Raw genomic sequence first — 10,543 nt, forward strand, 5'->3', positions numbered from 1 at the left:
GGCGGCCCGCGCCTCCGGAGGCCTCAGGTCCGGAGGCCTCAGGCCTCGGACGGCACCACGTCGGACTCGACCGGCTCGCTGCGCACCAGTTCGTGCACCCCGGCCAGGATCTCGTTCGGCCGGAACGGGTAGCGATCGATCTCGGCCTGGTCGCTGATGCCGGTCATCACGAGGATGGTGTGCAGCCCGGCCTCGATGCCGGCCATGATGTCGGTGTCCATCCGGTCGCCGATCATCGCCGTGTTCTCGCTGTGCGCGCCGATGCGGTTCATCGCCGAACGGAACATCATCGGGTTGGGCTTGCCGACGACGTAGGGCTCCTTGTTGGTGGCCTTCGAGATCATCGCGGCGATCGCGCCCGTCGCGGGCAGCACGCCGTCGGCGCTCGGGCCCGTGGCGTCGGGGTTCGTGACGATGAAGCGTGCACCGCCCAGGATGAGCCGCACGGCCTTGGTGATCGAGTCGAACGAGTAGTTGCGCGTCTCGCCCACGACGACGTAGTCGGGGTTCGTCTCGGTCATGATGAACCCCGCCTCGTGCAGGGCCGTGGTCATGCCGGCCTCGCCGATGACGAAGGCCGAGCCGCCGGGCATCTGTGACCGGCAGAAGTCGGCGGTGGCGAGCGCGCTCGTCCAGATGCGCTCCTCGGGCACGTGCAGCCCCGAGGCGCGCAGACGGGCCGCCAGGTCGCGCGGGGTGAAGATCGAGTTGTTCGTCAGCACCAGGTAGGGCGTGCCCTCGTCCTGCCACTGCTGGATCAGTTCGGCCGCGCCGGGCAGGGCGTGGTTCTCGTGGACGAGCACGCCGTCCATGTCGGTCAGCCAGCATTCGACGTCTTCGCGTGCACCCATGGCGCTCACCTTAGCGAGGTGCCCTGACGACGAGGAGGCGCGGGTCGCCTCCGCCCACCGCCTACCCTGGTCGGATGCCCCAGGACGAGTCCCCGACCCCGCCGAGCGACGAACTCACGCACGGGGTGGGCCCCTGGCCCGGCGGCGAGGAGGCCTGGCCCCAGGGGGACCACTTCGACCCGGACTTGCTGCGCGAGGGTGACCGACGCAACGTGGTCGACCGCTACCGGTACTGGACGATGGAGGCCGTGGTGGCCGACATCGACGCGCACCGGCACGGCTTCCACGTCGCCGTCGAGAACTGGCAGCACGACATGAACATCGGGTCGATCGTGCGCAGCGCCAACGCCTTCGCCGCGGACACCGTGCACATCATCGGTCGCCGCCGGTGGAACAAGCGGGGGGCGATGGTCACCGACCGGTACCAGCACGTGCTGCACCACCCGGACGTCGAGACGTTCCTGGCGTGGGCCCGTGAGCAGCGCCTCCCCGTCCTCGCCGTCGACAACGTCGAGGGGTCCGTGCCGATCGAGACGTTCGACCTGCCCGAGCGCTGCGTCCTCGTCTTCGGGCAGGAGGGGCCGGGCCTGTCGCCCGAGGCGCTCGCGGCGGCCGAGGCCGTGCTCGAGATCTCGCAGTTCGGCTCGACTCGCAGCATCAACGCGGCGGCGGCCGCTGCCGTGGTGATGCACTCGTGGGTCGTGCGTCACCGCTTCTGACCCCTCGAGTCGGGTGATCGTTGACCTGACTCATATTTCACACCTATACTCTTGATGATCGGCCTGAGGGTCGATCACCTCCTGTCTCCCGAACAGAAGCGAGAGTGCTCCGTGCCGTCGTCCGCCCCGTCCCCCGCCGCTGGCGGCTCCCGCTCGGCGCCCCGGGTCCTGCTCGTCGCGGCGCCGTTGATGGCCCGCAGCGGGGTCTACCGCTCGACCCACGACCTGGTCGCCGAAGCGAGGGGCCGGGGGCTCGACTGGCGAGCCGTCGTAGGGCTGCGCCCGACGGCTCGCGGCACGGTCGCGACCACCCCCGGCGTCCGCGAGGTGACGGTCCACGCGCACGGTCGCGCGGTCGTCGACGAGGTCGCCGGTCTCGTGACGAGCGCCCCCGAGGCCGATGCCGCCGACGTGGTCGTCACGCTCGTCACGCAGAGCGACGTCGCCCTCGCCCGGCTGCGCCGTCACGGGTCCACGCCCTGGGTGGCGTGGGTCCGCGGACTGCCGTGGCCCGCTCCCAATGAGCAGGCGCGCCTCCGTCGGATCGCCCTCCGCCTCGTCGAGGGTCGCGCCCTGCGCGGGGCCGACGACGTCTGGGCGACGACGCCGGTCCTCGCCGACGAGGTGGCGCGGGCGCGCCGTCCCCACCTCGTCCCGGCCGGCATCCGTCTCTCGGCCCGCAGCTCGTGGGGCGAGCCCGCCACGCCTCTCGTCTGGGCGGCCCGGTTCGACGTCGACAAGCGGCCTGCGGCGTTCGTCGAGCTCGCGGCACGGGCGGGCGTCCCCGGCCGCCTGCACGGGCAGGGTCCGCTCGAGGACCGGCTCCGCGCCTCCTTGCCCGACGGCGTGACCATGCCCGGGTGGGTCGACCCGGCGAGGCTGTGGGACGACGCCGGGCTCTTCGTCGGGACGGCCTCACGAGAGGCCTTCGGCCGCAGCGCCGTCGAGGCCGCCGCCGCGGGCGTGCCCGTCCTGTTGGGCGACAGCTACGGTGCCGCGCCCCTCCTCGTGACCGACCCCAACCTGCGACGACGACTCGTCCTGCCCGTGGGCGAACCCGACCGGTGGCTGTCCGCCGTCCGCGACCTGACCGCCGACCGCGCGCTGCGCCGGACGGTCTCGGACCACGTCGCCGCCAACGCCTCGCTCTTGTCCGTCGGCGCGTCGGTCGACGCCGTGGTCGACCGTCTGTCCCGGCTCGGCATCACGGCGGCCGCCCGATGAGCGGCCCGTCCGGTCGCCCGACCCGAGCGCCTCGCCCGGGGGCGGGTCCCCTCCGGGTCCTCCAGTACGGGGTGCACGACACGGGCTACCCCCGCAATGTCCGCGTGCGGGCCCACCTCGAACGACAGATCGGCGCGTCGGTCGTCGTCGCCCCGCGGTCGCGTGCCGCGGGTCGGCTGCGTCGTGCGATCGACGACGTCCGCTCACTCGTCCGGGGCGCCCGGCAGGCCGACGTCGTCCTGCTCTCCGAGTTCCGGCTCAGCCACGCGCCGCTCGCGTGGCTCGTGGCCCGTCTGCAGGGTGCCGCTCTCGTCGTCGACGGGTTCGTCGGTCAATACGAGACGGCGGTCGACGACTGGCGGCGGGTCTCCCCGGCATCGCCCGCGGCCCTCCGGTTCCGTGTGCTCGACGCCGCGGCCGTCAGGTGCGCGGATCTCTACCTGATCGACACCGAGCCACGGGCCGCCGAGATCGTCCGGCGCCACGGCCCCTCGGCGGCGGTCGTCCCCCTCGCGGTCGGTGCCCCGACCTGGGCCACCTGGCAACCGCCCGCTCCGCCTCACGACGCGCTCCGGGTGTTGTACTACGGGGGGTACATCCCCCTCCACGGCGTCGATCTCGTCGTCGACGCCCTCACACTGATCGGGGCCCGTCGCCGGGTCGAGGTCGTCCTCGTCGGCGACGGTCCCGCCCGCCGGGCCGTCGAGGCCCGGGTCCGTCGAGCGGGCCTCGGCGACCGGTGCACCTTCGTCGACGCGGTGCCCGAGGGCGAACTCCTCGCCCACATCGCCCGGGCAGACGTCGTCCTGGGGGTCTTCGGCTCCTCGGCCAAGGCCCGCGGCGTCGTGGCGAACAAGGTCTGGCAGGGGCTGGCGTGCGGTCGGACCGTCGTCACCCAGCGATCGAGCGCCCTCGACGACGTCCGGTGCGCGGCAGGGGGCCTGCTCGTCCAGACCGAGCCGGCCAGCGCCTCCTCGATCGCCGACGCGTTGGTGGGGGCCCCGCTCGCCCACCAGGCGGAGTCGCCGCGCGACGTCGCCGAGCGCCTCGAGTCGGTGGTGCAGAGATCGTACGACCGGTTCGCGGACCACCTGTTGGCCCTCGGCCCTCGGCGGGTCCACTCGTGAGGGGATTCGGGCGGCAGATCGGCCGTCTCGCCCTCCACCTGCTCGTGCCGGCCCTCGGTGCGGCCGCCCCGCTGGCCGTGATCCCCGCGATCACCTCGACCCACGGGGCGTCGGGCTGGGCGGCGGTGGCCGTCGGCCTGTCCGTCGGCATCGCCACGGCGGTCGTCGCCGAACTCGGCTGGAGCATCGTCGGCCCGCAACGGGTCGCCCGGGCGCCCCGGCCACCCGGTGACCTCTTCGCCACCGCATCGGCCAGCAAGCTCGTCGCCACCGCCGTCCTGCTGCCGGTCGCGGGGGCCGTGACGCTCGCCGTCGTGGACGAACACCGCCCGGCGGCCGCGCTCGTCTCCGTAGGGGTCGCGCTCGGCGCACTCAGCCCGACCTGGTACTTCATCGGCCTCGGGCGCCCGCTGTTGGTCCTCGTCGCCGAGACGTCGCCGCGCGTGCTGGTCTCGCTGGTCTCGGCCGTCGCGATCGCCGCCGGTGCGCCGCTCGAGGTCTATGGCGCCGGCATGGTCCTCGCGGCCGCCGTCACGTTCGGCGTGGCGCCTCGTCTCGGGGGCGCCCGTCTGCCCGGGGCGGGCGACTTCCGCGCCGTCCCGGCCATCGTGCGCTCCCAACTCGTCCTCGTGGTCGGACGAGGCGTGGCGACGACCTACAAATCCCTGCCCGCGGCCCTGCTGGGCACCGTCTCGCCCGGTTCCGTGGCCGGTTTCGCCGCCGTGGACCGACCGTTGCGCATGGGGCTGCAGGTCGTGTCCGCCATTCCCGACCGCCTGCAGACCTGGGTGGGCGTGCCCTCCGCCGAACTCGCGCACCGTCGCAGCCTGGTCTCCCTCGGGCTGAACGCCGGGCTCGGCCTCGTCGTCGGCGTCGGTTTCGCGCTGTCCATGCCGGCCGTCGCCGTCGTCCTCTTCACGGGCACCGTCCCGGTGTCGCCCGACCTCGCCCTGGCGGGCGGCGTGCTCATCGCCGTCATCTGCGCGTCTCGTGGCGCCGGCCTCGCCCTGGTCAGTGCAGGGCGCCACGCCCAGACGACGACGGCGTCCGTCGCGTCGGCGGTCGTCGGCGTTCCGGGAGTCCTCGTGCTCGGCGCCCACCACGGCGCGCTGGGCGCCGTGTCGGCACTCGTGTCGGCCGAGGCCGTCGGGCTCGTCGTCCAGCTCGTCGTCCTCGCGCGGTCGCGCCGCGCCTCGTCCGTGCCGGCCGTCGAGCCCGCCGCCGAGCCCGCCCCGGTCGGTCCGTCGAGTCCGGACGCTCGAGGGGAGGCCGCCCGATGATCGTCGTCCTCGCCGGTGCCGTCGCGGCGGCCCTGGTCGCATTCGTCGGCGGGCTCCTCCTGCCGGCCGATCGGCGACGAGGCGCGGCGCTCGTCGTCGCCTTCGCCGTCCTGATCTCGACGACGTCGGGTTCCGCGCCCGACATCGTCCGCCACGCCGCCGTGGCCGCCGTGGCCGGCGTCTCGGTGGCGGCACTCGTCTCGCCCCGCTCGTGGTCCGTCGGCCGCCCGCGGGCCACACTGGCGACGACCGCGTTCTTCGCCTTCTCGATCGTCTGCGTGCTGGCGCTCGCCCCGTCGACGATCGTCCTCATGGCCGAGCTCGCGGCGATCGGGGTCGCGGTCTCGTGGCTCGTGTCGACGTCGTCGCCCCGCGACCTCCGCGTGTTCGTCCGCGGTCTCGTCGTCCTCGGCCTCGCGCAGGTCGTGGTCGGAGTCGTCGAGCTCACGGTCACCCATCGTCCGATCCCCTTCGGGTACAAGGTCCTCGCGACGGGCCGCTCGTTCGTCAGCGACAACAAGATCCTGCCCGGCGGTCTCGTCCGGGTCGAGGGCACCCTCGGCCACCCCATCCCGTACGCCGTGTTCCTCGCGGTCTGCCTGGTCCTCGTCCTCGTCGCGCGGCGGGCCTTCCCCGTCTGGTTCCCGCCGTTCGCCGTCCTCGTGCTGTCGGCGGGCATCCTGCTGTCGGGAAGCCGAAGCGTCGTCGCCGCCGTCCTCCTCGCCGTGACCTACGTCCTGATGACCTCCGAGGCGCGGTCCCGGGCCGCGAAGATCGTCCTGACCGTGCTCGCAGCCCTCGCAGGTGCCGCCGCCCTGGCGTCCGAGATCGTCGAGGCGGTCGGGACGCTCGTGGCCTCCGGCTCCTACGAGAACCGGATGGGGGCGGTCCGATCGGTCCCCGGACTCCTCGCGCGGCCCGCGCTCGAGGCACTGGCCGGCAGCGGCTTCGGAAGCGAGGCCGAGTTGTACGCCCGGGGCCTCCTGCCCCAAGAGGGGTTCACGGTCGTGGACAACCAGCTCGTGACCACCCTCGCCACGTTCGGGATCGCCGGGATCGTCTCACTGGTCGCGGCGCTCGTCGTCGGGTTCGTCCACGCCTCCCGGGCCGGGCGGGCAGTCCTCGTCGTCATGATCGTCACGCTCTTCTCGTTCGACTACTTCGTCTGGTTCTCGACGTCCGCGGTCTTGTGGGCCTTCTGCGCCTTGCAGGACCGTCCGGGCGACGACCGAGCCGCGCTGGACCCGGCCGGAGCGGACCCGTCCGGGTCGCACCGGGCTCGCGACGACCGGGCTCGCGATGGCCGGGCTCGCGACGACCGCGTCCTCAGCGACTCGTCGGACCGGCCCGGCCTCGTCGTCGGCACCCTCACGGCAGCCCGCTGAGCCAGCGGGACCGTCCCCGTCGCGGGACCGTCCGGCCGCGCGGTCGTCCCCGCCCACGACGACGCGCCCCGACGACCAGGTCGTCGGGGCGCGTGGTCGGAGGCGGGCGGGGCGGGGCGGGGCGGGGCGGCGTCAGTCTCTCAGGGCTCGCCCGAGGTAGGCGAGGACGTCGTTCGTCGCATCGACGATCTGGGCGGTCGACTTCGCGTACACGTCGGCTCCGAGCCCGAAGGGGTCGACGACGTCGTCCTCGTCGGGCGTGACGAGGGCGCCGGAGCCGCGGTGCGCCGCCGCGAGGGCGACGACCCGGTCCAGACGCTCGGCGGGGTCCGGGGTCGATGCGATCGCGCGTGCCGTCTCGTGGGGATCGATGAGACGACTCAGGCGTGCGAACTCCCGCAGGGTGAAGGTCGTGCGGTTCGCCCTCGGCACCAGCGAGACGACGGCCCGGCGGTGTTCCCGGGCGAGCGCCAGGACGAGGGGAGCGCGACCCACCACGTCGGCCGTCAGCTGACGGGCACGATGGGTCGACAGGTCGAGCCCGAGGGACTCGGCGGCCTTCAGGGTGGGACGGGGCGGCGGTTCGCCCACCACCGCCGACGTCCCGAAGCTCTCGACGGCTGCCGACGTGGCACTGCGCACGAGTTCGGCGGCCAGCGGCGAGCGGCAGATGTTCCCGGTGCACACCATCGCGAGGGGTGGGATGGTCATCGGGCCGCCGCCGTCGAGGCAGGGACCGAGTTCTCGGTCACCGAACCGTAGTAACCCCCGTAGGCGCCGTACCCGTAGGCACCCAGGCCCTTCGTCGGGGCCATCGTGAGGACGACCCCCAGGGTGCGGCTGCCGATCTCGGAGACGGCGGCGAGGGCCTGCTTCAGCTGGTGGCGCGACGATCGCTGGGCGGCGGTCGCGACGATCACGCCGCTCACGCAGCGGCTGAGGACGGCGGCGTCGGTCACCGGCAGCAGGGGCGGGGTGTCGATGATGACGAAGTCGTAGTCGACCTCGACCGTCGAGACGAGGCTCGCCATGGCGAGCGAGCCGAGCAGTTCGCTCGGGTTCGGCGGAACGGTGCCCGAGGGCAGCACGTGGAGGCCCAGGCGTCCCCACGGCTGCACGACGTCGACGAGTTCTGCCCGCCCGACGAGCAGGTCGGTCAGTCCGACGGCGCCCTCGAGGCCCATGACCTCGGCGACGCGGGGCCGGCGCAGGTCGGCGTCGACGAGCAGCACCGAGGCACCGGTCTCGGCCAGGCAGACGGCCAGGTTCGCCGCCGTCGTCGACTTGCCCTCGCCGGGCATGGCCGACGTGACGATGAAGGTCCGGCTGCGTCCCTCGAACGAGACGAACTGGAGATTGGTGCGGAGGGCGCGGTAGGACTCGGCGAGTGGGCTGCGCGGATCGTTGTTGACGACAAGGGGGGCCGAGGAGGCTTCTGTGTGGAAGCCGATGCCACCGAGCAGCGGCGCGTTCGTCACCCCCTCGACGTCGGCCTTGCTGCGGATGCGCGTGTCGAGGGTGTTGCGGAGGAGGGCCAGGGCCGTGCCCGACAGGATGCCCAGGCCGAGGGCCAGGCTGATCCAGAGGACGGGCTTGGGGTTGGCCGGGCTCGTCGGCACGACGGGAGCGTCGATGGACTCGACGGTGACCAGCCCGCTGCCGCCGCCCACGGGTTGTTCGAGCTGCTCCTCGACCACCTTCTCGAAGCTCGTGGCCACGGCGTCGGCGAGTCGTGCGGCCTGCGCGGGGTCGCCGTCGGTGACCGAGATGTCGATCAGCGACGTGTTCACCGGACTGGAGGCCGAGATCTTCGAGGCGAGCCCGGCGGGGGTGGTGTCGAGCCCGAGATCGGCGATGACGGGTTCGAGCACCCGACCCGACGTGACGACGGAGACGTACGAGCGCACCTTGGCCTGCGCGGCGCTGCTGCCCTGGACGAGGTCGCCGGCGTCCGACGAGCCGATCGACGAGACCGAGACGAAGAGCTGCGTCGACGACGAGTACGACTTCGCCGTCGCGAGCGACGCGGTCGCCCCGAGCAGCACGGCGCTCAGGGTCACGACGACGATGAGGACCCACCGCGTCCGGACGACGGTGATGAAGGTCTTGAGTTCCATGGAGTTCTTCCCTGCTGAACGGCGTGGTGTCGGATCGGGGGCTGATCGGGTCTAGGACGGTCGGCGGGCCGGCAGGCGGAGCGCGTCGCGGACGACGTCGGCCTTCTGCCGCCACGTGGCGTCGGGAGGGATGGCACCCGGGAGCCGGGGCACCCGCCCGTCGGAGCCCCCGGCGAGTGCGGCGAGCACCGAGGCGTGCTCGGCGGTGTCGGCGACCGTCACGCCGTCCAGGCCACGCGCCTCGATGCCGCAGACGGCCGTGCTGAGGACGGGCAGACCCGCCGCGCGGTACTCGTAGGTCTTGATGACGTCGCCGCCGACCTCGCGCTCGCCGACGTGGTGGGGCACCCAGCCGACGTCGAAGGTCTGCAGCAGGGCCGGCACGCGGTCGTAGTGCACGTCGCCCAGCAGGGTGACGTTGGGCGAGTCGGCCAGCACCCCGTACTCGGCGTCCAGCACGGGGCCGGCGAACACGAACGACACGTGGGGCAGGGCGGCGACGGTCGTCAGGATGCCGTCGAGGTCGAGCCTCCGCCCGATCTTGCCCACGTAGCCGACGGTGGTCGGGCCGGTCGCCCGGCTCGTGCCGTCGAAGCGGTGGGGGTCGCAGCCGTTGGGCAGCAGGACGACGTCGGTGCGTCCGTGTCGGCGGGCGAGGTCGGCGGTGCCCGCGCCGTTGGCCGTCACGACGTCCGCGAGGGCGAAGGCGGCCGAGTAGGCCTCGTCGACCTCGGCGCGGATGCTCTCGAAGGCGTAGTGCCGGCTCCAGTCGTCGAGCAGGTCGAGGACGACCCGCCGGGGACCGGTGAAGGGATTGGCCGCGACCGGGGCGACGGCGGCGAAGGGGTTCCAGACGAGGGCCGGCACGGATGCCGCCGACGGGGGCAACGCGGGGTAGGCGCGAGCGGACGCGACCCACCAGCGCCGTCGGTCGCGCGGGTCGGGAGCCCGGAGCGTGATCGGGTCGACCGACCGGGTGCCGGCGGCCGGTGCCCCGATCGGGCGGCGGCGGGCGATCGAGGTCACGAGGGGCTCCGGCCTCGAGACGACGGTGACCCCGCCACGGCCCGCGAGGTCGTGACCGAGCCATTCGATCAGGTGACCGTCCCGGGTGCGGTAGCCCTCGTCGAGCAGCTTGCGCTGGCCGTGCATCGGGTACGCCAGGAGGGCGGGGGAGTCGAGGGGGGCGCGGCGCGGTCGGGTCGTGGGCACGGTGGTCTTTCGTCGAGAGCTCGCGGGCACCGTGGCGCCCGACACGGCCGATGACCGTGTGTGATATCTCAGTATTGCACGACGAAACGAGTTATACCAGGGTCGCGACGGTCCCCGGGACGGACGTCGGGGATGATGGGGGGATGACCGCAACGAACCTGCTCGGCGTGCCCGAGACCCGCCTGCCCGCCGAACCCGACGTCGTCGCCGACCTCGAGACGCTGACGACGGCCGAGGTCGTCGTCGCCCACCCCACGTCGTCGCTCGCCTGGGCGCTGCTCAGCGACGAGGCCGACGCCCGCGGCGCCGAGCTCGAGGCCTACGCCTATGCCCGCGTCGGCTACCACCGCGGGCTCGACGCGCTGCGCAAGGCGGGGTGGCGCGGACAGGGCCCCGTGCCGTGGTCGCACGAACCCAACCGGGGCGTGCTGCGGTCCCTCTTCGCCCTCCGGCGAGGTGCGGCCGCCATCGGCGAGGTCGACGAGGTCGAACGCCTCACGACGTTCCTGCACGACGCCGACCCCGCCGTGCTCCCCACCCTCGAGACCCGCACCGACTAGCGGCACGACCGCGCGAGGACGCAGGAGGCGCGGGTCACGCGACCCGCGCCTCCTGCGTCCTCGGCGGA

Annotated in this window: 10 protein-coding genes; 6 read left to right on the forward strand and 4 right to left on the reverse strand. The window is 73.4% G+C overall.

What is annotated here, in order from left to right:
* Positions 1 to 38: 38 nt before the first annotated feature.
* A complete protein-coding gene (locus ACIOSR_RS14325; protein WP_402752956.1) occupies positions 39 to 851 on the reverse strand; it encodes an HAD-IIA family hydrolase in 813 nt (270 codons plus the stop codon).
* Between the two features lie 74 nt (positions 852 to 925).
* Between ACIOSR_RS14325 and ACIOSR_RS14330 the strand changes: the two genes are divergently transcribed.
* The 5 genes from ACIOSR_RS14330 to ACIOSR_RS14350 all read left to right on the forward strand — a co-directional run bounded on the left by ACIOSR_RS14330 (position 926) and on the right by ACIOSR_RS14350 (position 6,586).
* Entirely contained in the window at positions 926 to 1,570 is a 645-nt protein-coding gene (locus tag ACIOSR_RS14330) for a TrmH family RNA methyltransferase (RefSeq protein WP_200412418.1), read from the forward strand.
* A gap of 111 nt (positions 1,571 to 1,681) precedes the next feature.
* Positions 1,682 to 2,794, forward strand: coding sequence for a glycosyltransferase family 4 protein (locus tag ACIOSR_RS14335; protein ID WP_402752957.1), 1,113 nt, complete (start codon positions 1,682 to 1,684; stop codon positions 2,792 to 2,794).
* 71 nt (positions 2,795 to 2,865) lie between these two features.
* Complete coding sequence (locus ACIOSR_RS14340) at positions 2,866 to 3,921, forward strand: glycosyltransferase (protein ID WP_402752958.1); 1,056 nt, start codon at positions 2,866 to 2,868, stop codon at positions 3,919 to 3,921.
* A complete protein-coding gene (locus tag ACIOSR_RS14345; protein ID WP_402752959.1) occupies positions 3,918 to 5,201 on the forward strand; it encodes a hypothetical protein in 1,284 nt (427 codons plus the stop codon). Before ACIOSR_RS14340 ends, ACIOSR_RS14345 begins: the two co-directional genes overlap by 4 nt.
* Positions 5,198 to 6,586 carry an O-antigen ligase family protein gene (locus ACIOSR_RS14350; protein ID WP_402752960.1) on the forward strand — a complete coding sequence of 463 codons (1,389 nt, stop codon included), beginning with the start codon at positions 5,198 to 5,200 and terminating at the stop codon, positions 6,584 to 6,586. The genes ACIOSR_RS14345 and ACIOSR_RS14350 overlap by 4 nt, the downstream gene beginning before the upstream one ends.
* Before the next feature lie 132 nt (positions 6,587 to 6,718).
* Here the strand turns inward: ACIOSR_RS14350 and ACIOSR_RS14355 are convergent, their stop codons facing one another.
* Genes ACIOSR_RS14355 through ACIOSR_RS14365 form a run of 3 tightly spaced genes read right to left on the reverse strand, consistent with a single transcriptional unit; the run spans position 6,719 to position 9,915 of the window.
* Entirely contained in the window at positions 6,719 to 7,297 is a 579-nt protein-coding gene (locus tag ACIOSR_RS14355; RefSeq protein ID WP_402752961.1) for a low molecular weight phosphatase family protein, read from the reverse strand.
* Entirely contained in the window at positions 7,294 to 8,703 is a 1,410-nt protein-coding gene (locus ACIOSR_RS14360) for a polysaccharide biosynthesis tyrosine autokinase (RefSeq protein ID WP_173154658.1), read from the reverse strand. Before ACIOSR_RS14360 ends, ACIOSR_RS14355 begins: the two co-directional genes overlap by 4 nt.
* A gap of 51 nt (positions 8,704 to 8,754) precedes the next feature.
* Positions 8,755 to 9,915, reverse strand: coding sequence for a glycosyltransferase (locus tag ACIOSR_RS14365; protein ID WP_402752962.1), 1,161 nt, complete (start codon positions 9,913 to 9,915; stop codon positions 8,755 to 8,757).
* 143 nt (positions 9,916 to 10,058) lie between these two features.
* Between ACIOSR_RS14365 and ACIOSR_RS14370 the strand changes: the two genes are divergently transcribed.
* Positions 10,059 to 10,475, forward strand: coding sequence for a DUF3151 domain-containing protein (locus ACIOSR_RS14370; protein ID WP_056049619.1), 417 nt, complete (start codon positions 10,059 to 10,061; stop codon positions 10,473 to 10,475).
* Positions 10,476 to 10,543 lie beyond the last annotated feature (68 nt).

The sequence above is a fragment of the Frigoribacterium sp. NPDC087798 genome (assembly GCF_044742985.1).
Lineage (GTDB): Bacteria > Actinomycetota > Actinomycetes > Actinomycetales > Microbacteriaceae > Frigoribacterium.

Bases quoted from the DNA above. Each gene is read 5' to 3' on its own strand.
- ACIOSR_RS14325 (WP_402752956.1), bottom strand. From the start codon at position 851: ATGGGTGCACGCGAAGACGTCGAATGCTGGCTGACCGACATGGACGGC.
- ACIOSR_RS14330 (WP_200412418.1), top strand. From the start codon at position 926: ATGCCCCAGGACGAGTCCCCGACCCCGCCGAGCGACGAACTCACGCAC.
- ACIOSR_RS14350 (WP_402752960.1), top strand. From the start codon at position 5,198: ATGATCGTCGTCCTCGCCGGTGCCGTCGCGGCGGCCCTGGTCGCATTC.
- ACIOSR_RS14355 (WP_402752961.1), bottom strand. From the start codon at position 7,297: ATGACCATCCCACCCCTCGCGATGGTGTGCACCGGGAACATCTGCCGC.
- ACIOSR_RS14360 (WP_173154658.1), bottom strand. From the start codon at position 8,703: ATGGAACTCAAGACCTTCATCACCGTCGTCCGGACGCGGTGGGTCCTC.
- ACIOSR_RS14370 (WP_056049619.1), top strand. From the start codon at position 10,059: ATGACCGCAACGAACCTGCTCGGCGTGCCCGAGACCCGCCTGCCCGCC.